Genomic DNA, 26,688 nt, shown 5'->3' on the forward strand with positions numbered 1-26,688 from the left:
TCGCCTACGACACCCAGACCCACACGAGGTAGGCGATCAGCAGCAACAGGCAGACGGTCAGGATCCACGTCGAGCTGATCATCCGGAACTCGAGCACCCGGCGGGCGACCCAGGACAGGAAGATCTTCTCCTCGTCCGGCAGGGCGCGGCCGGCGTCGGTGTCGTACTGGATCTCGGCCGAGCGGACGCCGCGATTGGCGCCCGTGAACTGGCCCAGCTTGCCGCCGCGCTCATCCTCGATGACGTAGTTCTGCGCGCCCTCGCACACCACGTACAGGCGGCGGTCGCCGCCCAGGTCGACGTCGATCTTCTTCGCGCGCGACAGCTTGGGGCGGTCCTTGCCGCCGGCGGTGAACACGCGGCCGTCCGGCAGGGTCGCCACCAGGCGGCCGTCGCCGACGACGTCGAGGTCCCACGCGCCCTGCGCGGTCGCGATGGCCTCCTCGGGGCCGATGCGGACGTACTCCGCGACCTCGGCGCCCTCGGCGATCACGGGAATGCGGACCTCGTTGCCCTTCTTGGTTTCCTCGCCCAGGCTCCAGCTCTCCCACCGCACGACGGAACCGTCGTCCATGGTCGCCGCGTGGGACTCGTCGATCTCGCGCAGCTGCGGGGCGGCCGGCGCCGGGGCCTCGGCCGACGGAGCCTCCGGGGACGTCCCGGCCTGCTCCGCGGCAGCCGGGGCCGACGTCGTCTCCGGCGCCGGCGCCTCCTCGGCCGGGGCGGGCGCGGCGGGCTCCGCGGCGCCGACGGGATCGGCGGCCGGCGCGGCCGGGGCCTCGACGTCCTCGGCGGGCGTCACGGTCGGCTCGCGGGAAATGCCCTCGGGGTCGATCCGGGGACGATCGTTCTGATCGCTCATGGCTTGTCTCCTAGCTGGCGGAAAAAGCGTCGTACGCCCGGTTTAGCACCCGACCAGGCGCTGCGCGAGGTAGCCCTCGAGCTCGTCGATCTTCACGCGCTCCTGCTCCATGGTGTCGCGGTCGCGCACGGTCACGGCGTCGTCCTCGAGGGTGTCGAAGTCGACGGTGACGCAGAACGGCGTGCCGATCTCGTCCTGGCGGCGGTAGCGGCGGCCGATGGCGCCCGAGGTGTCGTAGTCGATCGCCCACAGGCCGCGCAGCTTGTCGGCGACGGCCTCGGCGGTCGGGGTCAGCGTGTCCTTCTTCGACAGCGGCAGCACGGCGACCTTGACCGGCGACAGGCGCGGGTCGAGCTTGAGCACCGTGCGGGTGTCGGTGCCGCCCTTGGCGTTGGGCACCTCCTCCTCGACGTAGGCGTCGCACAGGAAGGCCATCAGGGCGCGGGTCAGGCCGAACGACGGCTCGATGACGTAGGGCACGTACTTCTCGCCGGTCACCTGGTCGTGGTAGCGCAGATCCTCGCCGGAGTGCTCGATGTGGCAGCCGAGGTCGTAGTCGGTGCGGTTGGCCACGCCCATCAGCTCGCCCCACTCGTTGCCCTGGAAGTGGAAGCGGTACTCGAAGTCGATGGTGCGGGCGGAGTAGTGCGCGCGCTCGTCGTCGGGCACGTCGAACTGGCGCATGTTCTCCGGGTTGATGCCCAGGTCGATGAACCAGTTCCAGCAGGCCTCGACCCACTCGTCGAACTTCGCCGGCGCGTCCTCCGGGGCGGTGAAGTACTCGATCTCCATCTGCTCGAACTCGCGGGTGCGGAAGATGAAGTTGCCCGGGGTGATCTCGTTGCGGAACGCCTTGCCGGTCTGGCCGATGCCGAACGGCGGCTTCATGCGCGCGGTGGTCATGACGTTCTTGAAGTTCACGAAGATGCCCTGCGCGGTCTCGGGGCGCATGTAGTGCAGGCCGACCTCGTTGTCCACGGGGCCGAGGAAGGTCTTGAGCAGGCCCGAGAACATCTGCGGCTCGGTCCACTTGCCCGGCTGGCCGGTCTCCGGGTCCGGGACGTCGGCCAGGCCGTTGGCCGGCGGGTGGCCGTGCTTGGCCTCGTAGGCCTCGATGAGGTGGTCGGCGCGGTAGCGCTTGTGGGTGTGCAGCGACTCGACCAGCGGGTCGGTGAACGTGGCCAAGTGGCCCGAGGCCTCCCACACCTGGCGCGGCAGGATGATGGACGAGTCGAGGCCGACGACGTCCTTGCGGCCGGTGACGAAGGTCTTCCACCACTGGCGCTTGATGTTCTCCTTCAGCTCCACGCCCAGCGGACCGTAGTCCCACGCGGAGCGCGTACCGCCGTAGATCTCACCGCAGGGGTAGACGAAACCCCTGCGCTTGCACAGGTTCGCGACGGTATCGACGACAGACTTCGGGGCCACTGCCTCAAACGCTCCTTGTTACGGTGTCCCGCCCCGCGGTGGATCCGGGGGCACGGGATGACGGTGGGCGGCGTGGATCGCCGCCCCGTGCAATCGACGACCCGGTCGGGCCGTCGCCAAGTGCCCCCCACTCTAACCGCCGCAAGCGGATTAATGCCCATCGGCCCCGGGAAATCGCCGCGGGTAATGTCGGTATGCGAAACAGGCTTTGCGACGGCACCGCCCCGGCCCACCGCGACTCGTCGGGAGGGGCGCGGACCGTGCCGGGATTGGAGAGGTCGGCGATGTCATCAACGAAGGGCTCCGGGGCCGCTGCGGCGGGGCCGAACGGCTCCGCGAAGCCCGACGGCGCCCCCGTCCAGTCCCCGAAGATCGGCGTGCGCACCACCAGGCAGCGCAAGGCCGTCATCGCGGCGATGAACGACATCACCAAGTTCAGCTCCGCCCGGGACATCCACCGGACGCTCGTGGAGCGCGGCGACAAGGTCGGCCTGACCACCGTGTACCGGACGCTGCAGTCGCTGTCGGAGGTCAAGGCCGTCGACGTGCTGCACACCGACGCCGGCGAGGCGCTGTACCGCCTGTGCGGGGATCACCACCACCATCACCTGGTGTGCACCGACTGCGGCGAGACCGTGGAGATCGGCGGCGGCCCGGTCGAGGAATGGGCCGGGGATCTGGCGCACGAGCACGGGTTCCGCCTGACGGGCCACACCGCGGAGATCTTCGGCGTCTGCGCGGATTGCCAGTCCGATTCCGGCGATGAGACGGGGCCTCGCGGCGACGGCGAGGGTACCGGAACCGACCAGGACAGAGGTCGCTAGATGTTATGACCCGGCGGTTGCGAGCGTTTCATGCCGGGCCATCACTCCGGCCGGCGGAGCACCCCCCTAACCCGACGCAAACCCACCCCGAATGCGCAACCCCACCCGTTACAGCGGGTGGGTCTGCGCATTCGGGGTGGGTTAGCCGGGCCGGGCGGTTGCGGCGGATGAGCGGCGCAAGTCACGAGGGCACCGCGAAGGGCACCGAAACGGACCTCGACGGAGAACCCTACGACGCGCAGCCCGTGGCCGCGGCACCGCACGACGCCTCCGCCGCGCCCCGGCCGAGGACGTCGAGGGCGTACGCGCGGGCGATGTCGTCGGCTTCCGCGACGGTGAGCGGCGTGGTCGGGCGCGGCTGCCCCGCGGCCCAGTCACGGTAGGCGTCCATCGACGCGAACAGGTTCGCGTAGGGGCAGAACGCCTCGGTGAAGTGGTGCCCCTCTCCATCGGTGACGTGCGGGAAAGACAGGATGAACCCGGGATCCGCCACGAGCTCGCCACCGCGGATGGCGACGTTCAGGATCGGGTCGCCGGCCGACTCGATCGGGGTCCGGCTGCGCACCTCGACGTCGGTTTCGAGAAGGTGCGCGACGATGAGCGTGTCCAGGGCGCACCAGGTGTGGACGCGCGTCCCGTTGGCCAATTCCGCGAGGTGCGCGGTGGGACGCAGAGAAATGAGGCCGTGGGCGACGGTCATGGCATCGGCGGCGGAGAACTCGGCGAGCAGCTCGTGCAAGTCCCGCGGGGTGGGATGGGTCATGGCCGCCAGGCTAAACCTTATTGGCAGACGTTTCCAATACGGCCCCGGCGGTGCCACTCCACCGGGGCGCCGCGCTCCCTACTTGACGCCTACTTGACCCCGCCGAAACGCCGGTCCCGCTTCGCGTACTCGACGACGGCGGCGCGCAGGTCCTCGCGCGTGAAGTCCGGGAACAGGCGGTCCTGGAAGACCAACTCGGCGTAGGCCGACTGCCAGGGCAGGAAGTTCGACGTGCGCTGCTCACCCGAGGGGCGCAGGAAGAGGTCGACGTCCGGCATGTCGGGCTCGTCGAGGAAACGGCCGAAGCTCTTCTCGTCGATGTCGCCGGGCTTGAGTTTCCCGTCGGCCACCTGCTGCGCGATTTCGCGGGCGGCATCGGCGATTTCGGCGCGGCCACCGTAGTTGACGCACATGTACAGCGTCAGGTTGTCGTTGCCCGCCGTCTGGCGCTCGGCGATCTCCAGTTCCTTGATCACCGACCGCCACAGCCGCGGGCGGCGCCCGGCCCAGCGCACGCGCACGCCCTTGGCGTCGAGTTCGTCGCGGCGGCGGCGCAGCACGTCGCGGTTGAAGCCCATGAGGAACCGCACCTCGTCGGTCGACCGCCGCCAGTTCTCGGTGGAAAAGGCGTAGGCGGACAGGTGCGGCACGCCCATCTCCAGGCAGGCGTCGACGCAGTCCATCAGGACGGCCTCGCCGCGCTTGTGCCCCTCGGTGCGCTTCATGCCGCGTTCCTGCGCCCACCGGCCGTTTCCGTCCATGACCAGGGCGATGTGCCGGGGCAGGAATTCCTCGGGCACCGGCGAGTCGTGCGGGATCGGGTTCGGCTTCGGCGAAGTCACCTCCCCATCATGCCCCACCGCCCCGACTGAACCCACCCCCGGTCGCCCCGGGCTTCACGACGCCCCGTCGTCTCCCCATCTGGCGTCGACCAACGACAGCGCCGCGACGCGCCGGCCGAGGTGGAATTGCAGGTGGGCCGTCGCCAAGCCGCGTGCCTGGGCGGCCATGGCGCGGAACCCCCGGCTGCCCGCCACCGGGGCGACGTAGTCCCAGCGGTCGTGGGCGAGCCACCACATCAGGCGCAGGACGTCGGTGGGCGGCGTCGCGGCACCGGGTGGCCGGCATTCGACGCACACGGCGCCGCCCGCCGCCGGCGCGAACGCCCTATGGGGGCCGGGTTTGCCGCACTGGGCGCAGTCGAACAGGCTGGGCGCCCAGCCCGCCTCGGCCATGGCCTTGAGCAGGTAGGCGGTCAGCAGCAGGCCCGGCAGGCGACCCGTGCCGTCGGAGCCGGAGTCGGAGTTCGCCAGCGCGTCGAGGGCCGCGACGGTCAGGTCCCACAGGCCGGGCGCGGGCGTGCCCTCTTCGCCGGCCAGCCGCTCGGCGGTCTCCAGCACGCCGCACGCGCAGGTGTAGCGGGCGTAGTCGTCGACGATCGGCGCGGCCCACGTCCGCACCGCGTCGGCGCCGGTGATGGTGCCCAGGTTGCGGCCGGGGTGGATCTGCACGTCGACGTCGACGAAGGGCGCCAGCCGCGAACCGAACCGGGACTTCGCGCGCCGCACGCCCTTGGCCACCGCGCGCACGATCCCGTGCTCCCGGGTGAACAGCACGATGATCCGGTCGGCCTCCCCCAGGTCGTGCCGCCTGACGACGACCGCCCGATCCCGATAACTCTCCGCCATCGTCGGATTCGCCGCCCGGGCTAGCGCTGTTCGAGGTTGCGCAGCGATTTCGCGGCGCTGGTCAGCGCCAGGCCGGCTTCGAGGAACAGCCGGAGGATGGCGAGCTGCAGGACCATGGCGAGGACGAAGATGGGGAGTCCGATGACCGTGAACGCCAGTCCGGCGACGGCCCCCGCGCCGAAGGCCTGCAAAAAGGCCGCGATCAACCAGATGATGCCGGCGATCGCCACCAACACGGCCATCACCGGGTAGACGACCCGCACGAGCACCGGCGTCGCGTACGTGGTGAAGGAGAAGTCGAACAGCGAGGCAAAGAAGCCGGGTGGGCGCCGGGATGGGCGGGCGGCGTTCGGGTCGGGCATGGCGGGTGCCTTTCTGGTCTCTCCGGCGGTCGGCCGGGCTTCCGGTTTCTCCGGCAGTCGGCCGGGCTTCCGGTTTGTCCGGCAGTCGGCCGGTCTGCGGTCGGCGGTCGGCGGATTCCTAGAATCCCAGGCGGCCGAGCTGCTTGGGGTCCGACTGCCAATCCTTGAGCACCTTGATGCGCAGATCCAGGTACACGTTCTCGCCGAGCAGCTCGATCAGGGACTTCCGGGCCTTCTGCACGGTGACGCGCATGCGGCCGCCGTCCTTGCCCATCAGGATGTGCTTCTGGCCGGGGCGCTCGACGTAGATGACGGCGTGGACGTCGGTGACGCCCTCGCGGTCCGCGTTGGGCAGGACCTCGTCGATCTGGACGGCCACCGAGTGCGGCAGCTCCTCCCGCAGGCCGCCCAGCGCCGCCTCGCGGATGAGCTCGGCCATGCGGGTGTCGCGGTCCTCGTCGGTGACGTGGCCCGCCGGGTAGTACTTGGGCCCCTCGGGCAGCAGGGACGCCATGACCTTCACCAGGGTGTCCAGGTTCTCGCCGGACTCCGACGACACCGGCACCAGCTCGGCGTCGGGGCCGAGCAGATCGTGCAGCTCCATGAGCCTTTCGGCGACGACGTCGCGGGCGACCTTGTCGGTCTTGGTCACGATGCCCATCAGCGTCGTCTTCGGGCAGGCCTCGCGGACGGACTCGAGGATCCACCGGTCGCCCGGCCCGATCTTCTCGTCGGCCGGCACCGACATGGCGATGAGGTCGACGTCCGCGTACGCCTCGGCGACCATGTCGTTGAGGCGGTGTCCCAGCAGCTTGCGCGGCTTGTGCAGGCCCGGGGTGTCCACCACCACGATCTGGCAGTCGTCGCGGTGCACCACGCCGCGCACGGGGTGGCGGGTGGTCTCGGGCTGGTCGGCCGTGATGGCGATCTTCTCGCCCACCAGGGCGTTGGTCAGCGTGGACTTGCCGGTGTTGGGGCGGCCCACGATGGACACGAAGCCGGAGCGGTGGCCCGGCGGGGTGGCGTAATCGTCGGAATCGCCGCCGATCCCGGCGCCCGCCAGCATGTCGTCCAGGTTTCCCATGTCAGTTCTCCTCTGATTCGTGTCCCGCACCGGCATCCGCCGGCTGCGGTTCGGCGGGTTCCACCACGACGGCGTGGACCCGCATGCGGCCGCGTCGGTCGCGCGCGCCTTCGGCGGTGAACCGCAGTCCGGCGGCCTCCACCTCGGCGCCGGGCAGCGGCACGCGGCCCAGGCCGAAGGCCAGCAGCCCCGACACCGTGTCGACTTCATCGTCGACGCCGTCGTCGAAGCGGATCTCGCGCCCCTCGGCTTCGTCGTAAAGCTCGACGAGCTCGCCGAGCGACAACCTGGCCACGACCCGGTACCGTCCGTCGCCGAGCGGTTCGATGGGCGCGCGTTCGCCTTCATCGTATTCGTCGGCGATCTCGCCGACGATTTCCTCCAGGATGTCCTCGATGGAGATCAGCCCCGCCACGCCCCCGTACTCGTCGACGAGGATGGCGATGTGGTTGCGGTCGCGCTGCATCTCGTCGAGCAGGTCGTCCAGCGGCTTAGAGTCCGGCACGAACGTCGCCGGGCGCATGACGTCGGTGACCGGCACGCTGCGGCCGCCGTCGGTCAGCGAATACGTCTGGTGCACCAGATCCTTCAGGTAGACGACGCCGACGATGTCGTCGGCCCCGTCGCCGATGACCGGGATGCGCGAATGCCCCGACCGGACGCACAGCGCCACGGCCTGGCCGGCGTGCTTCTCCGATTCGATCCACACCATCTCCGGCCGCGGCACCATCACCGAGCGCGCCGACGTCGACGCCAGGTCGAACACCGACTGGATCATGCGGCGCTCGTCGTGCTCCACGATGCCGCGCTCGCGGGCGATGTCCACCATCTCGCGCAGCTCGACTTCCGTGGAAAACGGGCCGTCGCGGAAACCGCCGCCGGGGGTGAGCACGTTGCCCACCCAGATCAGCAGCTTTTCGACGGGCCCGAGCAGCCGGGAAACCCCGCCGAGGATGACGGCCGAGGCCAGCGACACCGAATACGGGTTGCGGCGGCCCAGCGTCCGCGACGTCACGCCGAGGACGAGGTAGCTGAACAGCGTCATGACCACGATCGCCGCCGTAATGGCCCACCCGGCGGATCCGATGTAATGCGTCGCGATGACCGCCACGAGCACGGACCCCGAAACCTCGCACAGGGTGCGCAGCAGCACCAGTACATTGACGTTGCGGGCCCGGTAATCCAGGACGCGGACCAGCGCCTTCGCGCCGGGGACCTCATCGCGGACCATCTCGGTGACCCGCGCGCGGGAAATGGCGGCCACGGCGGTTTCCACGGTGCTCAGCAACCCCGCGATCGCCATGAGGAGGATGACCGCGAGGATCATCCACGCCGATGCGGTCATCGCCCGGCGCCCGCTCCGCGATCGCCGCCGGCGTCATCGCCGGAGCCGGTGCCCTCGCCGGAGCCGCCCCCGGTGCCGTCGCCGCCGAGCTTCTCGTCGAGCCTCTCGCGGTCGGCCGCCGACGGGAACGCGCCGGGGTTGATCGGCTTCGCGGGAAAGTCCGCTCCGCGGCGCTCGACGTCGTCGTACCAGTCCGCCAGCAGACCGTTCTGCAGCGCGAACATGCGGCGCTCTTCGTCGGGCTCGATGTGGTCGTAGCCCAGCAGGTGCAGCAGCCCGTGGACCGTCAGCAGCACCAGCTCATGGCTGAGCGGGTGCCCGGCCTTCTCCGCCTGGCGGGCGGCGAAGTCGGGGCACAGCACGATGTCGCCGAGCATCGACGGCCCGGGCTGCGGCGCCTCGGGGTGGCCGGAGCCGGGCGTGAGCTCGTCCATGGGGAAGCTCATGACGTCCGTCGGGCCGGGCAGATCCAGCCAGCGGATGTGCAGGTCCTCGATGGTCGGCTCGTCGACCAGGTGAATCGACAGCTCCGCGGCCGGGTGGACGTCCATCCGCCCCAGGGCGTAGCGGGCGACGTCGATGAGCGACTCCTCGCTGACGCCGCGGCCGGATTCGTTGAATACCTCGATGCTCATCGGTTCCCGCTCCCGTGCGTCTCGCGCGCGCCCGCGCTCGTGTTCAGGTTCATGCTCATGCTCAGGCTTTCCCGTCGTCCTCCGGCCGCCACTTCCAGTCCCCGCCGGCGTCGCGGACGCCGTGGGACCGCTTCTTCCCGTCGCCCTTCTTCCGCTCGGCGCGCTCCTTCTCGGCGGCGTCGTGGTCGTCGTACGCCTCCACGATCGCGGAGACCAGGGAATGCCGCACGACGTCGGCCGCACCCAGGTGCGGGAAAGCTATGCCGTCGATGTTGCCCAGGATGCGGCGCACCACGTCCAAGCCGGAACGCTGCCCGCGGGGCAGGTCCACCTGCGTGGCGTCGCCGGTGACCACCATCTTCGCGCCGAAGCCCAGGCGGGTCAGGAACATCTTCATCTGTGCGGGGGTGGTGTTCTGCGCCTCGTCGAGGATGATGAACGCGTTGTTCAGCGTCCGCCCGCGCATGTACGCCAGCGGCGCGACCTCGATGACGCCGGACTCCATGAGCTTGGGGATCAGCTCCGGGTCCATCATGTCCCGCAGCGCGTCGTGCAGCGGGCGCAGGTAGGGGTCGATCTTCTCGTGCAGCGTGCCGGGCAGGAAGCCGAGGTTCTCGCCGGCTTCGACGGCCGGGCGGGTCAGGATGATCCGCTCGACCTCCTTGCGCTGCAGCGCCTGGACCGCCTTGGCCATGGCCAGGTAGGTCTTGCCGGTGCCGGCGGGGCCGATGCCGAAGACGATGGTGTTGCGGTCGATGGCGTCGACGTAGTCCTTCTGCCCCTGCGACTTGGGGCGCACGACCCTGCCGCGGCGGGCGATGATCTCGCCGCCGAGGACGTCGGACGCGCTGCCGGGGCCGCCCGCCGCGCCGCCCCGGGTGTCGGCGCCGACCAGTCCCACGGCCCGCGTCACGGAGTCCGAGGACAGCTCATGGCCGCGACGGGCCATGGATTCCAGCTCCTTGAACGCCCGGGCGGCGGTGGCCACCTGAGACGGGCGCCCGGAGACGGTGACAGTCGCGCCGCGCGCGTGGATGTCCGCGCCCAGGAGGTTCTCCAGCAGACGCAGGTTGCGGTCGGCGTGGCCGAACACCGTCGGCGCATGCGCGGGGTCGAGTTCGACGATCGCCTGGGTGCGGTGGTCGACGCTGTGTCGTTCGGGCTGTCGGGTCGGATCCGTCACGCCGGGTGGAACCTCGTTTCCTTAACGTGGCTGCTGGAATGGCGCGCCGTGGTGGGCGCTGCCGGGCTTGCCACGATCTTAGGTCGTGGCGCGGATCCGGCGTGCACCGGCGCTGCGCGGGAGGCGCCGGCGGGCACCCGATCACGGCGGGGCGCCAACTCCCGCGCCGCATCAACCCTCGCCCGCATCAGCCCCAACGCCGCATCAACCCCAACGCCGCACCAGCTCCAGCGCCGCGCATCAGCTCCAGCGCCGCGTCAGCGGCCCCAGCGCCGAGGTCGCGGCGGCGCCGGCCAGCGCGGTGCGCAGCACGGTCGGTCCCAGCACCACCGGCGTCGCGCCGGCGGCGCGGAACAGCTCGAGTTCCTCGTCGTCGACGCCGCCCTCGGGCCCGACGACGAAGACGATCTCGCCGGCGTCGGCCGCCGCCGCGGCGACCTCGGCGAAGGGGCGGCGCTCGGCCTCGTGGAGCACGGCGGCCACTCCCCCGCGGCCGACCACGTCCTCGACCAGCGCGACGACGTCCTTCGTCGAATGCAGCTCCGCCACCGGCGGGATCCAGGCCCGGCGGGCCTGCTTGGCCGCCTCGCGGGCGGTCGACGCCCACTTCTCCCGGGCCTTGCCCGCCTTCGCGCCGGTCCACTTGGCCACGCACCTCCGCGCCGCCCACGGGACGATCGCGTCGACGCCGGCTTCCGTCATCAAATCCACCGCCAACTCGGCGCGGTCGGACTTCGGCAGCGCCTGGACCACCGTCACATGCGGGGTCGGCCTCTCCACGACCCCGGCGGAAATGACCTCGCACGCCACGCGGGAACCGTCGGCAAGCGAAATGCGGACCAGGGCCCGCCGATCCGCGCCGTCGACGAGGAAGACCTCGTCGCCCGCCCCCAGGCGCTGCACCTTCACGTGCTTGGCCTCCGGCCCGCCCAACTCGACGGTCGCACCGGGCTCGGGCAGCGCGTCGCCGAAGCCGGCGAGGAAAACGGGCAGTCCCATGGCGGCCTAGCGGCGGCTGCGGAAGCGGGAGAAGAAGCCGCGGTCGGCGGTCTGCCCCTCGGCCAGGCGGGTGTCCTCGCCGCGGTGGTCGCGCAGCTTCTCCAGCATCTCGCGCGACTTGCCGTCGAGCTTGGTGGGCACGGTGACGTCGACGTGGGCGATCAGATCGCCCGCGCCCTCGCCGCGCAGGCGCGGCATGCCGCGGCCCTCCACGCGCAGGGTCTCCGCGGGCTGCGTGCCCGCCTCGACGCCGACCTCGATCTTCTCGCCCACCAGATCGTCGATCTCCATCGACGTGCCCAGCGCGGCGTCGACCATCGGGACGTGGATGGTCACGTGCAGGTCATCGCCCTCGCGGGTGAACACCGGGTGCGGCTCGGCGTGGACCTCGACGTACAGGTCGCCCGCCGGCCCGCCGCCCGGGCCGACCTCGCCCTGGCCCGCCATGCGGATGCGCATGCCGTCGGCGATGCCCGCCGGGACGTTCACGGTCAGATCGCGGCGCGACTTCACGCGGCCGTCGCCGCCGCAGTTGTTGCACGGGTCGACGATGATCTCGCCGGTGCCCTGGCATCGACCGCAGGGCCGCGACGTCATGACGTTGCCCAGGAAGGAACGCTGCACCTGCTGGATCTCGCCGGTTCCGTTGCAGTCCGGGCACACCTTCGGCTTCTGCTTCGACTTCGAGCCCGTGCCCTCGCACACGTCGCACAGCACCGCCGTGTCGACGGTGATCGGCTTGCGCACGCCCGTGAAGCACTCGTCGAGGCCCAGCGAAATGCGCAGCAGCGCATCCGAACCGGGCTGGACGCGCGACCGGCGCTGGCGCGGACCGCCGCCGGCCCCGCCGAAGAACGCCTCGAAGACGTCGCCGAGACCGCCGCCGCCGAAACCACCGAAGCCGCCGCCGAACCCGCCGGCACCGGCGCCCTGGTCCATCGGGTCGCCGCCGAGATCGACGATGCGCCGCTTCTCCGGGTCGGAGAGCACCTCGTGGGCGACGGAGGCCTCGCGGAACTTCTCCGCCGCCTCGTCGTCATCCGGGTTGCGGTCCGGGTGGTACTTCAGCGCCAGCTTGCGGTAGGCCTTCTTGATCTCCGCGTCGGAGGCGTCCTTGGACACGCCGAGGATGCCGTAGTAGTCACGAGCCAACGTCAGTTACTTCCTTATGCATCTGTCGAAAATCAATGAATGGAACCGTCGGAAGAATGTACCAGCGCAGGGCCGTTCACCCGTCACCGAGGACCCGACCGACGTACTGTGCAACGGCGGCGACCGACGCGATTGTTCCCGGGTAGTCCATGTAGGTGGGGCCGACGACGCCGAGGCCGCCGAGGATCTCCCCCGACGTGCCGTATCCCGTGGAGACCACCGACGTCCCGCGCAGCTCCTCGTCCTCGTTTTCCTCGCCGATGGACACCCGCACCTGGTGCAGGTCCTGAACGGCGGACAGCAGCTTGAGCACGACCACCTGCTCCTCCAGGGCGTCGAGCACCGTCGGCAGCGTCGACGGCAGGCGGCCGTGCAGGCCGGAGCGGGTCAGATTCGACGCGCCCGCGAGGATCAGGCGGTCGTTCGGCTTGTCGATCAGCGACTCGATGATGACGGTCGAGCATCGGATGACCACGTCGCGCACGTCGGCCGGCGCGTTGGCCGCCAGGTCCGCGATGGACGCCGAGGCGTCGGACAGCGTCTTGCCCGCCATGGTGCGGTTGAGCATGTCGCGCAGCGGCGGCACCTGGTTCGGGTCGATGGGCGCGGCGAGTTCGACGTTGCGCTGCTCGACGCGGCCGGTGTCGGTGATGATGACCAGCAGCAGCCGCACGTCGGCGAGCTGGACGACCTCGCAGTGCCGCACGCGCGACGACTGCAGGGTGGGCAGCTGGACGACGGCCACCTGGCGGGTGAGCTGACTGAGAAGCTGCACCGAACGGCGCAGCACGTCCTCCAGGTCGACGCCGCCTTCCAGAAATTCGAGGATGGCGCGGTGCTCGGCCTTCGACAGCGGCTTGACCTGCGAGATCGAGTCGACGAACAGCCGGTAGCCCTTTTCGGTGGGGATGCGCCCCGACGACGCGTGCTCCTGGGTGATGAAGCCCTCGGCCTCCAGCACCGCCATGTCGTTGCGGATGGTCGCGGAGGAGACGCCGAGGTTGTGGCGGTCGACCAGCGCCTTCGACCCCACCGGCTCCTGGGAGGCGACGTAGTCGGCGACGATCGCGCGCAGCACCTCGCGGCGGCGCAATTCGGTCTGGCTGGACATCGGGCGCTCCCTTCCCTTCCGGGCCCGGCGGGGGCGGGCCACGCGGTGGGGCGGGCGGCCGTTCCGGGGGATGATCGGTGGTCGCCGGTTGATGTTACCCGGCCACCGCCCGTCCCCGGGAAAGATGCGTCCCGACGACGACTGCGACCGGGAGGAGCATCACAAAGGCCAGGGGCAACAAAATGTCTTCCTCGAACAACACCATGGCGATGAAGCCGGCTCCGAGCGAGGCGAGGTTCATGCCGAGGTCGGTGCGCCCCTGCACCATCGGCCGCGTTTCGGCGGAGTCCGCGTTCGCGATGACGGTCGATGCGGCCACCACCGTCGCCGACCAGCCGAGGCCGAGCAGCAAGTGGGCGGCGGTGAGCACCGTACCGTCCTCCGGAAAGACGACGATGGCGGCGATGGCGAGGACGAACAGCGCCTGCCCGCCCAGGATGACCGGCCGCGGCCCGAGGATGTCCGCCAACCAGCCGAACAACGGCGACGACACCCACGGCGCGGCGAAGCGCAGGGTGACGGCCAGCGTGAGCAACTCGGAGGGCACGCCGGCGTAGATCATGTGCATCGAGGCGAGCACCATGATGATCACCAGCACGAACTCGGCGACGGCGATGGCGACCTGGGCCCGCAAGACTCCCGGGGACCGGCGCCGGAGGGGCGCGGGCCCGTACAAGTTAGGTGCAGCACCATGCGGGTGCACGGGCCCGGTCCAGTTCGGCACCGCGCCGTGGACGGCCCAGTCACCTTCACTGGCGCGGGCGACGGCCAGCGGGTCCGGGCGCAGGCCGGCGAAGTAGACCAGGCCGGCGAGCATCTGCGCGGCGACGGCCAGGAGGAAGGGGGCGGCGAATTGCGGCAGCCCCCAGCCTTCGGAGATCTCGCCCGCCCAATCCATGAGATCCGGCCCGAACGCCGAACCGATGATCATCGGCGTCATCACCAGCGACAGCATCAGTCCCCGGTGGCGCGGCGATGCCGCATCGGCGGCCGCGAACCTGCTCTGCAGGGCGACGGCGGTCGCCGTCCCGAAGAGGAGAAGTCCGGCGGCGACGAGGGCCACCGATTCCATCGGCCCGGCGACGACGGCGACGAACGCACCGGCCGCGGCGACCGCGGAGCCCCCGGCGAGCGACACGGCCCGGCCTCGGGCTTTCGCGACCGCGGCGAGCGGCAGCGCGGCGAGAATTGCGCCGACGGCGGGCAGCATCCCCATCATTCGCGCCAATTCCATCGAACCAGTGAACTCATCGACCATCATCGCGCCGACGCCGGAGGCGACGCCGACGCCAAACCCTCCGATGATGTGCCCGGCCATGAGCATGAGGATGAGCTTCGCCCGCGTCCCCGTCGTGATCATTTGCATGCCGGAAGCATAAACGCGCCGGCGCCGGCGCGCGGGCCGAAAAGCGGATCCGTGGACGCCGCCCCACCCGGGTACCCCTCCCCTGGCCCCGGGGCCGGTCAGGCAGCCGGCCGAGTCGCCCAATCACCCGGCCATCCGGTCAGCCGAACAGCCGGATCAGCTCAGGATGTCGACGATGATCGCGTCGGCCAGCAGCCGCCCGGCGTCGGTCAGCCGCACGCGGCCGTCCGCGATCGCCAGCATCCCCGCCGCCTCCTGGGCGCGGGCGCGCTCCAATTCCCCGGGGCGCAGCTCGGAGGCGGGCATGCCCTCGGCCAGACGGAGGCGCAGCATGACCCTCTCGATGTGGCGGTCGTCGTCGGAAAGCGATTCCGAATCGCGGATCGGCAGCTCGCCGCCCGACACGACCGACGCGTAGCGGGCCGGGTGCTTGACGTTGTGGAAGCGACGCCCGCCGATGTGCGAATGCGCGCCGGGGCCCGCGCCCCACCAATCGCCGTCGCGCCAATAGATCATGTTGTGGCGGCACTCCCCGCCCGGCCGCGACCAGTTGGAGACCTCGTACCAGCCGAAACCCGCGCCGCGCAGGGCGGCGTCGATGCGCTCGTAGCGGTCGGCGAGGTCGTCGTCGTCCGGCATCGGCAGCTCGCCGCGGCGGACCTTCCGCGCCATGGCGGTGCCCTCCTCCACGATGAGCGAGTACGCCGACACGTGGTCGACGCCCGCCGACAGCACCGCGTCCAGCGAGGCGTCGAGGTCGGACATCGACTCCCCCGGCGTGCCGTAGATGAGGTCGAGGTTGACGTGGTCGAAACCGGCCGCGCGCGCCTCGCGGGCCGCCTCCACCGGGCGGCCGGGGGTGTGCACGCGGTCCAGCGTCGCCAGCACGTGCGGCGCGACCGACTGCATGCCCAGGCTGACGCGGGTGAAACCGGCCTCGCGGATGCCCTCGAAAAACTCCGGCGACGTCGACTCGGGGTTGGACTCCGTGGTCACCTCGGCGCCGGGCGCCAACCCGAACGTGCCGCGCACCGCGTCGAGCAGGCGCGCCAGGCCGGAGGCGCCCAGCAGCGACGGGGTGCCGCCGCCGATGAACACCGTCTCGGCCGGCCGGACGCCCGCGCCACCAACCGATCCCGCACCCGGCGACTGCGCTTCAAACGATCCGGCACCGAACGACCCCGCACCCAACGCCTCCGCGCCGAGCTCCAGCTCGCGGGCGATGGCGTCGAGGTAGGTGCCCGTCGACGCCGCCGAACCCAGCTCACCGGCCGTGTACGTGTTGAAGTCGCAATACCCGCACCGCGTCGCGCAAAACGGCACGTGCAGGTAGACGCCGAAGGCGGGCTCGCCCGAATCGGAGGGCGCCCCGCCGGAAACCGGGCCCGTCACACGCGCTCCGATGCGCGCCGCCGCGCGACCTTGCGCACGACCTCGTCGATCCGGATCCGCTCCATGAGGAACGCCGGGGGCTTGCGCCCGCGCAGCGACTTGGCCACGGCGGGGTGGGTTTCGGGCACGGTGACGCACCACGCCGCGGCGGCGCCGAGCGCGCGGCGGCCGCAGCGGGCGTACAGCGCCGGGATCTGCACGGAACCGAGCACCTCGACGCCGCGGATGTTCTCCGCCGACACCCAGTCGGCCAGCTCCTCCAGGTACGCGGCGGCGCTGTCGGACCTGGCCTGCAGCGCCTGAGCCACCGTCGGCACCGCGACGGGGTGGCGCAGCGGCGCGGGGATCGCGGACAGTTCCGCGACGTCCACGGGCTTCGGCTCCGGGCCGGGCTCGCGGTCGGGCATCGGCCCCAGCTCGCCGCGCCGGATGCCGGACGTGAACGCCTGACGCAGGCCGGCCAATTCGCCGACCAGCGGACGGGCGTCCTCCACGGCTTCGTCGACGATGTCGGCCAGCTCCAGCACGCATTCGTCGACCAGCTCGCGGTCGACGTCGGCGATGGCCTGCGCCAGATGCTCGATGTGCTCGGCGACCTCGTCGCCGATGTCGTACAGCTCCTGGGTGACTTCCCGGAGACGGAGGCGCGCGTCGTAATGCTCCACCGCGGTCCTCCTCGCCGGTCGCGCCCCTGCGGGGCTCATCGTCGGGCCGGCGCTCGCCGGCCATCTCCCCGAGGGTCCCGGGCCGCCCATGGGCTCCCCCGAAAACCTCGGACCGCCCCCAACCTTAAGGGTGCGGGGGGCGGTCCAGGTGGAGCGACACCGGCTCGGCGCGGGTTTCGCTCCTTCGCTTCACGACGCCGCTGCGCGGAAACCGGCGGCCGTCGCAAAGCGGAAGCCGTGGCCGGCGCGCGGCGGGATGCGGATCAGCGGTGGTACATGTCCTCGACCTCGCGGGAGAACTTGTCCACGACGACGTTGCGCTTGACCTTCATGGTCGGGGTCAGCTCGCCGTCGTCCTCGGTGAGGTCGCGCGGGAGGATGTGGAACTTCTTGATGGCCTCCGCGTGCGAGACGAGCTCGTTGGCGGAGTTGACCGCATCCTGGATCTCCGCGCGCAGCACGGCGTTGGCGGCCAGATCGCGCACGGAGGTCTGCTCCGGCACGTTGTGCTCGGCCTTCCACTTGGCCACGGCCTCCTCGTCGAGGGTGACCAGCACGGAGATGAACGGGCGGCCGTCGCCGATGACCACGGCCTGCGACACCAGCGGGTGCGAACGCATGCGGTCCTCCATCGGGCCCGGCGAGACGTTCTTGCCGCCGGCGGTGACGATGAGGTCCTTCTTGCGGCCCGTGACGCGCAGGTGGCCGGTCTCGTCGAGCTCGCCGAGGTCGCCGGTCTTGAACCACTCGCCGTCGAAGGTGCCCTTCGTGGCCTCCTCGTTCTGCCAGTAGCCCTTGAACACCACCGGGCCCTTGAGCAGGATCTCGCCGTCGTCGGCGATCTTCACCGCGCAGCCGCCGACCGGGCGGCCGACGGTGCCGATGACCTGATCGGTCGGCGAGTTCACCGTGATGGCGGCGGTGGACTCGGTCAGGCCGTAGCCCTCGTAGACCGTCACGCCCAGGCCGCGGAAGAAGTGGCCCAGGTCGGAGGACAGCGCCGAGCCACCGGAGATGGTGTACTGCACGGCCTCGCCCATGGCGGCCTTGATCTTGCCGAAGAGCAGCTTGTCGTACATCTTCAGGCGCAGCTTCTGCGCCGTCGACGGGCCGGACGGGGTGTCCAGGGCCTTGGAGTACTCGATGGCGGCGGCCTCGGCGCGCTCGAACATGGCCAGGCCGAAGGCGCCCTTCTCCTTGGCGCCGGCCAGCGCCGAATCGCGCACCTTCTCGAACACGCGCGGCACGCCGAGGATCAGGTGCGGACGGGAGCGCTGGAACTCCAGGGTGACGGTGCTGGTGTCGGCCCAGTGCGACTGGGTCGCGCCGCCGACGATGGAGGCCAGGGACACCGCGTTGGCCAGGACGTGCGCCAGCGGCAGGAACGTCAGGATGCGGTTGCCCGGGCGGGCGATGACGCCGATGTCGTTGGTGAGGATCGCGCGGACCTCGGCCAGCCAGTTGCTGTGGGCCAGCATGCAGCCCTTCGGGCGGCCGGTGGTGCCGGAGGTGTAGATGACCGACGCCAGATCGTCGGCGGTGGTCGCGTCGATGCGCGACTGGACCTCGGCGTCGTCGACGTCGCGGCCCTCGTACATGAGGGTGTCCACGGCCGCCGCGTTGATCTCCAGCACGCGGCGCAGCTGCGACGGGGAATCCGACAGCGGGGCGCGGCCGGAGTCGTCGACGATGAGGTTCTTCATCCGCTCGGTGTGCTGGCGGCCCTCGGTGATGGCGAAGACGGCGCCGGAATCCTCGATGATCCAGCGGATCTGGCCGGCGGAGGAGGAGCCGTAGATCGGCACGATGGTCGCGCCCGCCATCCAGATGGCGATGTTGATCAGGTTCCACTCGTAGCGGGTCTCGGACAGCAGGGCGACGCGATCGCCCTTCTGGACGCCATTGGCGATGAGGCCCTTGGCCACGGCGAGCGCCTCGTCATGGAACTCCTGGGCCGTGACGTTCACCCACTCGAAGTTCTTGGGGCGGGTGAACATGACCAGTTTCGGGCGCTTGGACACCAACTCCTGCATGGCGGTGATGACCGTTTCCTTGTCGCCCACCGCATACTGCGCTTCGGTGCTGTACTCCCGCATGGTGCTTTCCGTCTCCTTATGGTCGTCCATCGGCTTTTCGTCCGCGTGCCGCCGAGGCTACGCGCGTGCGCCGCCTGCCCATCCGGGACCGGCGGCGGAGAGCCCCGGATATCCCGTGTGACAGCAATTACTTCGGCACCCAACTTACGACACGCGTGCGGCGGCGGTGCGGGAACCGCTCATAAAAACGGAATCGTTATTTCGATGGAAGTGCCTTTTCCTCCGAACAGGTGCGCAGTCGGGCTCGCTGGCATGATGGGACGCGTGACCAACGACGATGCGCAGCTGCCAGTGACCGCCCCTCTCGCCGACCTCGCCGCCGATCTCGGCGTCGCCGCACGCTACACCGCGCATGACGGCAAAGAGACCACGGTGTCCAGGGAGACGATCCTGAAGATCCTCGCCGCGCTCGACGTCGACCTCGGTCCCACCCCCGAGGACCCCTCCGACGAGGACATCCTCGCCGCCCGAGAGGCGTGGGCCGATTCCCGCTGGCGCAGGCTGCTGCCGCCCGTCGTGGTCAGCACGGGCGGACGCCGCAAGGAGGTTCTGGTCCACGTCCCCGACGGCACCGACGTCTCCGTCACGGCGATCCTCGCGGACGGTTCGGAGTGGCCGCTGGCGCAGGTCGAGCACAACGTCCCGGCCCGCGTGGTCGACGGCGCGCCGATGGGCGAGGCCGCCTTCGCGGTGCCGGAGGATCTGCCCCTGGGCTGGCACCGGCTGCGCGCGGTCAACGGCGACGCGGTCGCGGAGTGCGAGCTCGCGGTGACCCCGGGCCGCTTGTCGACGGCCGACGGCTTCGTCGAAAAGCCCGCGACCGGCGTCATGGCCCAGCTGTATTCGGTGCGCTCCGAGCGGTCCTGGGGCATCGGCGACCTGACCACCCTCGGCGACCTGGCCAGCGTCGCGGCGCGCGAGGCGGGCGCGGACTTCGTGCTGATCAACCCCCTCCACGCCGCGGAGCCGTGCCCGCCGGTGGAGGACTCCCCCTACCTGCCCACCACCCGCCGCTACGCCAACCCGCTGTACATCCGCGTGGAGATGATCCCGGAGTTCTCCTACCTCGACGAGGCCGACGCCGCGGAGCTGCGCGAGTTGGCCGAGGAGTTCCGCGCGCTCAACCGCTCGGCCGACGAGATCGACCGCGACCCGATCTACGCCGCCAAGCTGCGCGCCCTCCACGCGCTGCACCACATCCCGCTGTCCGAGGTGCGCCGCGCCGATTACGAGAGGTTCCTGCGGGAGCAGGGCCGCGGCATCCTGGACTACGCCCGCTGGTGCGCCGACCGCGACATCGAGATGCGCACCGCCGCCCGCGACAACGGCGAGTTCCCCGGGCTGGTCATGCCGCTGGGCGCCCACGAGGACGTCGACGAGCTGCGCGAGGAGCTGGTCGATTTCCACTGCTGGCTGCAGTGGGTCCTCGACGAGCAGCTCCGCGACGCCCAGCGCGCCGCCACCGAGGCGGGCATGCGCATCGGCATCATGGCCGACCTGGCCGTGGGCGTGCACCCGGGCGGTTCCGACGCCCGCAACCTGGCCGAGTGGATGGCCCCGGATGCGTCCGTGGGCGCGCCGCCGGACGGGTTCAACCAGCGCGGCCAGGACTGGTCCCAGCCGCCGTGGAATCCGCACAAGCTGGCGGAGGCCTCCTACAAGCCGTGGCGCGACATGCTGCGCACGGTGCTGCGCCACTCGGGCGGCATCCGCGTCGACCACATCCTCGGGCTGTTCCGCCTGTGGGTGATGCCGCGGATGGAGTCCCCGGCGAACGGCACCTACGTCCACTTCGACCACGAGGCGATGGTCGGCATCCTGGCGCTGGAGGCCGAACTCGCCGGGGCCGTCGTCATCGGCGAGGACCTGGGCACCTTCGAGCCGTGGGTGCAGGAGTACCTGGCGCAGCGCGGCATCATGGGCACCTCGATCCTGTGGTTCGAATCCGACGGCCCGGGCGTGCCCAAGCAGCCGTCGAACTACCGCAGCCTGTGCCTGTCCTCGGTGACCACGCACGACCTGCCGCCGACGGCCGGCTACCTGGACGGCGAGCACATCAAGCTGCGCGACCGCCTCGGCCTCTTCCACACCGACGTCGCCGACGAGGAGGCCCGCGATCTCGAGTGGGTGACCCGCAACCTCGCGGCCGTGGACGCCGCCGGCTGCTTCGAGGGGCTCGAGGACGGCGGCGAACCCGTGTCGGGCCGCGACTGGGCGAACCTCACCCGCGATGAACTGCCGGACGCGGCCCCGCTCGTCGTCGGCCTGCACCGCTACCTCGCCCGCACCCCGTCGGCGCTGACGTGCATGGCGCTGGTGGACATGGTCGGCGACCGCCGCACCCAGAACCAGCCGGGCACGACGCACGACCAGTACCCGAACTGGTGCGTGCCGTTGACCGACGGCGAGGGGCGCGCATTGCTCGTCTCCGACCTCCCGGATCTGCCCCTGTTCGGGGCCGTCGCCGCCGCATCCGCCAGGGGCTGACGGTCACCGGGGCCGCCCCGGGCGCCCGATCGCCGGCCGCCCGACCCCCTGGGGCCGACCCCCGGGTCGCGGGCCGCGGGCGCCCTGGGACAATTGGCCCGTGACCACCAACGACTCCCGTTCCACGGGCCCGACGATCATCGTCGTGGGGCTCATGTTGTTCGCCATGTTCTTCGGCGCGGGCAACCTCATCTTCCCGCCGCAGCTGGGCACCGAGGCGGGCACCGCCTACGGCCCGGCGATGGCCGGCTTCCTGTCCACGGCGGTGCTGCTGCCGGCGCTGGCGGTCATCGCCGTGTCGGTGTCCGGCAACGGCATCGTCGACATCGCCTCGAGGGCGGGCCGCGCATTCGGCCTCGTGTTCTCCGTCGCCGTCTACCTGTCCATCGGCGCGCTCTACGCGATCCCCCGCACGGCCAACGTGGCCTTCGAGACGGGCGTCGCCGGCGTGGCCGGGACGTCGTCGGCGTGGGCGCTGTTCGCGTTCACTGCGGCGTTCTTCGCGCTGTCGCTATGGCTGTCGCTGCGCCCCGGCGGCATCGTCGATTCGCTGGGCCGGTGGCTGACGCCGGCGCTGCTGATCCTCATCGTCGCGCTGGTCGTCGTCGGTTCGATGGTGCTCGGCGCGGAGCCGGGCGAGCCGACGCAGAAATGGGCGGGATCGCCGTACGCGGCGGGCTTCCTGGAGGGGTACCTGACCATGGATTCCCTGGCCGCCCTGGTGTTCGGCATCGTGGTCATCGATTCGCTGCGGTCGCGGGGCATCCGCCGGCAGCGCCAGGTGGTCACGTCGTCGATCCTGGCGGGCGTCGTCGCCGTGGTTCTGCTGGGGCTCGTCTATCTGGGTCTGGGCCGCCTGGGCCAGGGCATCGACGGCGAGTACACCAATGGCGCGCTGCTGCTTTCCGACGCCGCCACCCGGGCTTTCGGCGCGGCCGGCGCGTGGGTCTTCGCCCTCATCGTGCTGCTCGCCTGCCTGACGACGGCGGTGGGCCTGATCACCTCGACCGCGGCGTTCTTCTCGTCGCTGACCCCGCGCATCGGGTTCCGCGCGTGGGCCATCGCGTTCACCCTGGCGGGGCTGCTGATGTCGAACCTGGGGTTGGAGACGATCATCGGCATCGCCATCCCGCTCAACGTTTTCCTGTACCCGATGGCGGTGGCGCTGGTGTTCCTGACGCTGCTGCAGGCCGCGCTGCCGTTCCGGCTGGTGTGGTCCTACCGGGTGCCCGTCGCCGTGGCCGGCGTGTTCGCCCTCATCGACCTGGCCCGCGCGCTGGACGTCGACCCCGCCGCGGCGATGCCCGCCCTGGCGGATCTGCCGCTGTACGCGGAATCGCTGTCGTGGGTCCTGCCCACCGTCATCGCGCTGGCCATCTGCCTGGTCGCGGACTTCCGCAATCGCCTGCCGGCGCCGGAGCCCGGCGAGCCTGCGGCGTCAACCGGGTTGGAGGGCGCGCGGGCGGCCGACGTCCACGCCTGACGCTCACATCTGCGACAGGATGCCCGCGACGATCACAAGGAGGATCAGCACGATGAGCGCGATCTTGACCGGTGACTTCCGCATGTGGGGATCTCCTCTTCGACTGCCCCGCCCGACGCGGGGGATTCCGTGCCCGGGCCGTGCGCCGGAGCTGCCGCGCTCCGGTTAGCGGCCGGGGTCGTGCTCCGCCAATTCGATTCGCGCCCGGCCCCCTCGGCCCGGGCGCTTTTTGGCCCAGCGCCCGGAGATGCGGCCGACGACGACGTCGATCAGGCCGATGAACGCGAACGCCACCGCCCCGCCGACGGGCACGAGGAACGCCAGCAGCACGATGGTCTGCCCGAACACCGGCAACTGCGTCAGCCACTGGCCGATCGCGTCAACGGTTCCCTCGAGCGCTTCGTACACGGCGGATCACCTTACCCGACGCCCCCGGCGGAGACGTCGGCCCCGGCCAGGCCCCGGCGCTCGAGCAGCGGGCGGATGTCCTTGTCGCGGCCGCGGAACTCGCGGTAGGCCTCCGCGAAGTCGATGGCGCCGCCGCGCGAGAGGATCGCGCCGCGGAACCGGTCGCCGCCCTCCCGGGTGGCCCCGCCGTTGTCGGCGAACCAGCCGAAACCGTCGGCGTCGAGGGCCTCGGCCCACAGGTAGGAGTAGTAGCCCGCCGAATAGCCGCCCGCGAAGATGTGGTTGAAGTACGTCGAGCGGTACCGCGGGGCGAGGTTGGCCACGTCGAGGCCGAACTCCTCCAGCGCGTTCTGCTCGAACTCCCCGACGTCGGTGATCGCCTCCGCTTCCTCGGGAGACAGCGAGTGCCAGGCCAGATCCAGGGCGGATGCGGCGAGGTACTCCGCCGTCGCGAAGCCCTCGCCGGCCGTGCGGGCGCGCTTGACCGCCTCGACCAGCTCGCCGGGGATGGGCTCGCCGGTGTCCACGTGGAATGCGTAGTTGGCCAGGATCGACGGCTCCAGCGCCCAGTTCTCGTTGATCTGCGAGGGGAACTCGACGAAGTCGCGCGGCACGTTGGTGCCGGAGAAGCGCGGGTAGCGGACGTCGGACAGCAGGCCGTGGAGGGCGTGGCCGAACTCGTGGAAGAGGGTGGTGACCTCGTCGAGCGTCAGCAGCGCCTGCTCCCCCTCCGCCGGTTCGGCGATGTTGAGCACGTTGACCACCACCGGCTTGGTCCCCAGCAGATGCGACTGGTCGACGAAGGAGCTCATCCACGCGCCGCCGCGCTTGGTCGGGCGGGCGAAGAAGTCGGTGAGGATGAGCCCGATGCCGGTGTCGGTGCCGGTGACCGCGTCGGTGCCGGTGTCCGCGTCGGTGCCGGTGCCGGTTTCAGCAGCCGCAGTCGAAGTCTCAGCCGAGGTCGCGGCCGCGGAACCCTCGTCGCGCACCTCCCACACGGTCACGCCCGGGGCGTAGCCGACGAGGTCCTCGCGCGGGACCACGTCGATGCCGTAGAGCTTCTTCGCCGCGTGGAAGACGCCGTCGCGAAGCACCCGGTCCAGCGGGAAGTACGCCTTGAGCTTCTCGCCGTCGACGGCGAACTCCTCGGCCCGGCGCCGCTCGGCCCAGTACGGCCAATCCGGTGCGCCGACGTCGTCGGCGCCCTCGACATCCGAGCCCGCCTCCTCGGCGGCCAGGTCGGCGATGCGCTTGTACTCGCCTTCGGCATTGGCGACGGCCGCCGGGGCCAGGTCGGTGATCAACTTCTTGGCGGCCGCCGCGTCGCCCGCGGTCTCGTCGTCGATGACGTAGTCGGCGTGGGTGCCGTACCCCAGCAGCCGCGCGCGCTCGGCCCGCAGGCGCACCTCCTCCAGCAGCACCGGGCGGTTGTCGTGGCCCTCGCCGGTGCCGCGCGCGATGGAGGCTGCGTAGACGCGGGCGCGGGTGTCCGGGGACTCCAGCTCGGAGAGGATCGCCTGCACGCTGGGCAGGTCCAGCGGGATCAGCCAGCCGTCTTCGCGGCCGGCCTTGCGGGCGGCCCGGGCGAGGTTGTCCTTCGCGGACTGCGACAGCCCGGCCAGGTCGGATTCCTCGGTGACCACGACGGCGCGATCGTTGGTGTCCGCCAGCAGGTTCTCGCCGAACGCCGTCGACAGCTCGGACAGGCGGGAGTTGGTCTCCTTCAGGCGCTTCTTGCCCTCGTCATCGAGATCCGCGCCGGCCCGCCGGAAGTCGCGGACGACCTTGTCCAGCAACCGGCGCGCCTCGTCGTCGAGCTCCGGCACGCCGGATTCGGCGTCGGCCGGGCCGTCGCAAAGCTCCGCGACCCGCTTGATCCGCGCCCACAGGCCCTCGTTGAGCCGCACCCCGTCCAGGTGCGCGGCCAGCTCGGGGGCGATCGTCGCCTCGATGGCCAGGCGCTCGTCGGTCGCATCGGTCCCGGCGACGTTGAAGAAATACGCGGCGACCCGCTCCAGCAGACGGCCCGACGCCTCGAGCGCCTCCAGGGTGTTGGCGAAGGTCGGCGCCTCGGGGTTGCCGACGATCGCGGCGATTTCCGCGTCATGGTCCACGAACGCGGTGCGGAACGCGGGAATGACGTGCTCGTCGCGGATGGCGGCGAAGTCCGGCAGACCGTAGGGCAGGTCCGAGGGGGCGAGCAGCGGATTGTCGGCTGCGGTGTTCGGGGACGTTGGGTTCATGGGCACCCACCATAGCGCCGACGCCCGCGGCGCCTCGCCGCTATCGTGGGCCGCGAATCGAACGCCGACCGACGGGAGTCCGACCGAAACATGGGCGACGGGAACCGCTACCGCAGACGACCGCTTTCCGACGGCATCGTCGCACACGCACGCGACGCCCTCGTGGAGGTGCGGGGCGATCGGCTGCGGATGATCCGGCTGGGCGACGCCGACATGGAGGGCCCGGACGTCGTCCTCGACGTGCGCGTCGACGAGGTGCTGCGCACGGCGTGGACCATGCACGAACTGCCCTCCGAGACGGGCGGCCACGACGGCGACGGAGCGGCCGCACCCGAGCACGTGCTGGCGCTGGACATCATCCTGCGCGATCCGGAGGCCGACGTCGGCGCCGGCCCCTCCGGCTGGTCGCCGCTGCGCATGCACCTGCCGCCGGACGCCGTCGACGACGTCCGCGCGATCCGCTCCGCCATCCACGCCGGGTCGGCCCGGCTGCGGGTCGCGCAGCCGGACGCCGGCGACACCGTGCCCACCGTTCCCCCGCCGCCGGACTCGGCCCGCCCGAAGGCTCCGCGCGCCGATCTCGCCGCCGCGATCGAGCGGATGGCGCACGGGGACGCCCACGCGACGGCGGGGCTGGCCCACCTGCGCCACTATCCCCGGCCGGACGAAGTGGTCCTCGAGGTCATGGCCGCCACCCACGCGGACAACCCGGGGATCCTGGCCGTGACCACCACCCGGGTGCTCTTCGTCCACGCGATCTCCGGCAGGCCCGCCGCCCACGAGTTCCCCGTCGATGCCGTCCATTCCGTGGAACCGGTGGCCAACGAAGGCGAACGGGCGTCGGCCGTGAAAATCCTGCAGACCACGCAGGAGGACCATTTCATCGGCGTCGGCCACGCCCATTGGCGTGACGTCGAGCGGATCGTCGCGGCATTGCGCTACGCCGTCCGGCGCCGCAGGCGGGTCGGGGCGACCCTGCAGTCCGAGCCGTCGCCCGCGGACGCGTTCCGCACGTGGGAGGAACTCGTGCTGGCGGCACGCGCCGGGACCATCGGCGAGGAGGAATTCGACGCGAAGATGTCCGGCGTCTACTGGACCGCCGGATTCTGACG

23 protein-coding genes are annotated in these 26,688 nt (G+C 71.1%); 4 read left to right on the plus strand and 19 right to left on the minus strand.

Annotation, left to right across the window (positions count from 1 at the left end; all coding sequences use genetic code 11):
* Positions 1-4: 4 nt before the first annotated feature.
* Positions 5-862 (minus strand): hypothetical protein, encoded by an 858-nt coding sequence (locus tag CHAN_RS09550; protein WP_290289168.1) that lies wholly within the window; start codon positions 860-862, stop codon positions 5-7.
* A 42-nt stretch (positions 863-904) separates the two neighbouring features.
* Positions 905-2,290, minus strand: coding sequence for a glycine--tRNA ligase (locus CHAN_RS09555; RefSeq protein WP_290289172.1), 1,386 nt, complete (start codon positions 2,288-2,290; stop codon positions 905-907).
* A gap of 284 nt (positions 2,291-2,574) precedes the next feature.
* On the opposite strand from CHAN_RS09555, the gene CHAN_RS09560 reads away from it, so the two are divergent.
* Positions 2,575-3,114: a Fur family transcriptional regulator gene (locus tag CHAN_RS09560; protein ID WP_290289173.1), complete on the plus strand. Its 540-nt coding sequence runs from the start codon at positions 2,575-2,577 to the stop codon at positions 3,112-3,114.
* A 229-nt stretch (positions 3,115-3,343) separates the two neighbouring features.
* Here CHAN_RS09560 and merB read toward each other — a convergent pair whose 3' ends face one another.
* The 15 genes from merB to CHAN_RS09635 form a co-directional block, all read right to left on the minus strand.
* On the minus strand, positions 3,344-3,877 hold the full coding sequence (gene merB / locus CHAN_RS09565) for an organomercurial lyase (protein WP_290289176.1): 534 nt from the start codon (positions 3,875-3,877) through the stop codon (positions 3,344-3,346).
* Positions 3,878-3,966: 89 nt separating this feature from the next.
* A complete protein-coding gene (locus CHAN_RS09570) occupies positions 3,967-4,695 on the minus strand; it encodes an isoprenyl transferase (RefSeq protein ID WP_275042087.1) in 729 nt (242 codons plus the stop codon).
* Between the two features lie 78 nt (positions 4,696-4,773).
* On the minus strand, positions 4,774-5,565 hold the full coding sequence (gene recO, locus CHAN_RS09575; protein WP_290289179.1) for a DNA repair protein RecO: 792 nt from the start codon (positions 5,563-5,565) through the stop codon (positions 4,774-4,776).
* 20 nt (positions 5,566-5,585) lie between these two features.
* Positions 5,586-5,927: a DUF4282 domain-containing protein gene (locus CHAN_RS09580; RefSeq protein ID WP_290289182.1), complete on the minus strand. Its 342-nt coding sequence runs from the start codon at positions 5,925-5,927 to the stop codon at positions 5,586-5,588.
* A gap of 118 nt (positions 5,928-6,045) precedes the next feature.
* Complete coding sequence (gene era / locus CHAN_RS09585) at positions 6,046-6,993, minus strand: GTPase Era (protein WP_048742122.1); 948 nt, start codon at positions 6,991-6,993, stop codon at positions 6,046-6,048.
* Between the two features lie 19 nt (positions 6,994-7,012).
* The gene (locus CHAN_RS09590) at positions 7,013-8,356 is read right to left on the minus strand and encodes a hemolysin family protein (RefSeq protein WP_048741629.1); all 1,344 of its coding nucleotides are present in this window, start codon (positions 8,354-8,356) and stop codon (positions 7,013-7,015) included.
* A complete protein-coding gene (gene ybeY, locus CHAN_RS09595; RefSeq protein WP_290289187.1) occupies positions 8,353-8,991 on the minus strand; it encodes an rRNA maturation RNase YbeY in 639 nt (212 codons plus the stop codon). Before ybeY ends, CHAN_RS09590 begins: the two co-directional genes overlap by 4 nt.
* 61 nt (positions 8,992-9,052) lie before the next feature.
* On the minus strand, positions 9,053-10,174 hold the full coding sequence (locus CHAN_RS09600) for a PhoH family protein (protein WP_377748466.1): 1,122 nt from the start codon (positions 10,172-10,174) through the stop codon (positions 9,053-9,055).
* A gap of 240 nt (positions 10,175-10,414) precedes the next feature.
* Positions 10,415-11,173, minus strand: coding sequence for a 16S rRNA (uracil(1498)-N(3))-methyltransferase (locus CHAN_RS09605; RefSeq protein WP_290289191.1), 759 nt, complete (start codon positions 11,171-11,173; stop codon positions 10,415-10,417).
* A gap of 6 nt (positions 11,174-11,179) precedes the next feature.
* A complete protein-coding gene (dnaJ, locus tag CHAN_RS09610) occupies positions 11,180-12,325 on the minus strand; it encodes a molecular chaperone DnaJ (RefSeq protein ID WP_290289194.1) in 1,146 nt (381 codons plus the stop codon).
* 76 nt (positions 12,326-12,401) lie between these two features.
* On the minus strand, positions 12,402-13,436 hold the full coding sequence (gene hrcA / locus CHAN_RS09615; protein WP_290289197.1) for a heat-inducible transcriptional repressor HrcA: 1,035 nt from the start codon (positions 13,434-13,436) through the stop codon (positions 12,402-12,404).
* Between the two features lie 94 nt (positions 13,437-13,530).
* Positions 13,531-14,802: an MFS transporter gene (locus CHAN_RS09620; RefSeq protein WP_290289200.1), complete on the minus strand. Its 1,272-nt coding sequence runs from the start codon at positions 14,800-14,802 to the stop codon at positions 13,531-13,533.
* Positions 14,803-14,958: 156 nt separating this feature from the next.
* Positions 14,959-16,194, minus strand: coding sequence for a radical SAM family heme chaperone HemW (hemW, locus tag CHAN_RS09625; RefSeq protein WP_290289203.1), 1,236 nt, complete (start codon positions 16,192-16,194; stop codon positions 14,959-14,961).
* Positions 16,191-16,859 carry a hypothetical protein gene (locus CHAN_RS09630; protein ID WP_241485388.1) on the minus strand — a complete coding sequence of 223 codons (669 nt, stop codon included), beginning with the start codon at positions 16,857-16,859 and terminating at the stop codon, positions 16,191-16,193. The genes hemW and CHAN_RS09630 overlap by 4 nt, the downstream gene beginning before the upstream one ends.
* Before the next feature lie 263 nt (positions 16,860-17,122).
* Entirely contained in the window at positions 17,123-18,955 is a 1,833-nt protein-coding gene (locus CHAN_RS09635; protein WP_048742115.1) for an AMP-dependent synthetase/ligase, read from the minus strand.
* Between the two features lie 252 nt (positions 18,956-19,207).
* On the opposite strand from CHAN_RS09635, the gene malQ reads away from it, so the two are divergent.
* Together malQ and brnQ are read left to right on the plus strand one after the other, a co-directional pair.
* Entirely contained in the window at positions 19,208-21,442 is a 2,235-nt protein-coding gene (gene malQ, locus CHAN_RS09640) for a 4-alpha-glucanotransferase (RefSeq protein ID WP_290289206.1), read from the plus strand.
* Positions 21,443-21,542: 100 nt separating this feature from the next.
* Complete coding sequence (brnQ, locus tag CHAN_RS09645; protein WP_290289209.1) at positions 21,543-22,925, plus strand: branched-chain amino acid transport system II carrier protein; 1,383 nt, start codon at positions 21,543-21,545, stop codon at positions 22,923-22,925.
* Between the two features lie 165 nt (positions 22,926-23,090).
* On the opposite strand, the gene CHAN_RS09650 is transcribed toward brnQ, so the two are convergent.
* Positions 23,091-23,333 carry a hypothetical protein gene (locus CHAN_RS09650; protein WP_048741608.1) on the minus strand — a complete coding sequence of 81 codons (243 nt, stop codon included), beginning with the start codon at positions 23,331-23,333 and terminating at the stop codon, positions 23,091-23,093.
* Between the two features lie 11 nt (positions 23,334-23,344).
* Positions 23,345-25,576 carry a M3 family metallopeptidase gene (locus CHAN_RS09655; RefSeq protein WP_290289212.1) on the minus strand — a complete coding sequence of 744 codons (2,232 nt, stop codon included), beginning with the start codon at positions 25,574-25,576 and terminating at the stop codon, positions 23,345-23,347.
* 90 nt (positions 25,577-25,666) lie between these two features.
* Here CHAN_RS09655 and CHAN_RS09660 point away from each other — a divergent pair, with 90 nt between their 5' ends.
* A complete protein-coding gene (locus CHAN_RS09660; protein WP_290289214.1) occupies positions 25,667-26,686 on the plus strand; it encodes a hypothetical protein in 1,020 nt (339 codons plus the stop codon).
* Positions 26,687-26,688: the final 2 nt, after the last annotated feature.

It is taken from the genome of Corynebacterium hansenii, assembly GCF_030408795.1.
In the GTDB taxonomy this organism is placed as follows: Bacteria; Actinomycetota; Actinomycetes; order Mycobacteriales; family Mycobacteriaceae; genus Corynebacterium; species Corynebacterium hansenii.

Excerpts from the sequence above, each read along its gene's own strand:
- CHAN_RS09550 (WP_290289168.1), bottom strand. The coding sequence starts at position 862 with ATGAGCGATCAGAACGATCGTCCCCGGATCGACCCCGAGGGCATTTCC.
- CHAN_RS09560 (WP_290289173.1), top strand. The coding sequence starts at position 2,575 with ATGTCATCAACGAAGGGCTCCGGGGCCGCTGCGGCGGGGCCGAACGGC.
- merB (WP_290289176.1), bottom strand. The coding sequence starts at position 3,877 with ATGACCCATCCCACCCCGCGGGACTTGCACGAGCTGCTCGCCGAGTTC.
- recO (WP_290289179.1), bottom strand. The coding sequence starts at position 5,565 with ATGGCGGAGAGTTATCGGGATCGGGCGGTCGTCGTCAGGCGGCACGAC.
- CHAN_RS09580 (WP_290289182.1), bottom strand. The coding sequence starts at position 5,927 with ATGCCCGACCCGAACGCCGCCCGCCCATCCCGGCGCCCACCCGGCTTC.
- era (WP_048742122.1), bottom strand. The coding sequence starts at position 6,993 with ATGCTGGCGGGCGCCGGGATCGGCGGCGATTCCGACGATTACGCCACC.
- CHAN_RS09590 (WP_048741629.1), bottom strand. The coding sequence starts at position 8,356 with ATGACCGCATCGGCGTGGATGATCCTCGCGGTCATCCTCCTCATGGCG.
- ybeY (WP_290289187.1), bottom strand. The coding sequence starts at position 8,991 with ATGAGCATCGAGGTATTCAACGAATCCGGCCGCGGCGTCAGCGAGGAG.
- CHAN_RS09605 (WP_290289191.1), bottom strand. The coding sequence starts at position 11,173 with ATGGGACTGCCCGTTTTCCTCGCCGGCTTCGGCGACGCGCTGCCCGAG.
- hrcA (WP_290289197.1), bottom strand. The coding sequence starts at position 13,436 with ATGTCCAGCCAGACCGAATTGCGCCGCCGCGAGGTGCTGCGCGCGATC.
- CHAN_RS09620 (WP_290289200.1), bottom strand. The coding sequence starts at position 14,802 with ATGCAAATGATCACGACGGGGACGCGGGCGAAGCTCATCCTCATGCTC.
- CHAN_RS09635 (WP_048742115.1), bottom strand. The coding sequence starts at position 18,955 with ATGCGGGAGTACAGCACCGAAGCGCAGTATGCGGTGGGCGACAAGGAA.
- malQ (WP_290289206.1), top strand. The coding sequence starts at position 19,208 with ATGATGGGACGCGTGACCAACGACGATGCGCAGCTGCCAGTGACCGCC.
- CHAN_RS09655 (WP_290289212.1), bottom strand. The coding sequence starts at position 25,576 with ATGAACCCAACGTCCCCGAACACCGCAGCCGACAATCCGCTGCTCGCC.
- CHAN_RS09660 (WP_290289214.1), top strand. The coding sequence starts at position 25,667 with ATGGGCGACGGGAACCGCTACCGCAGACGACCGCTTTCCGACGGCATC.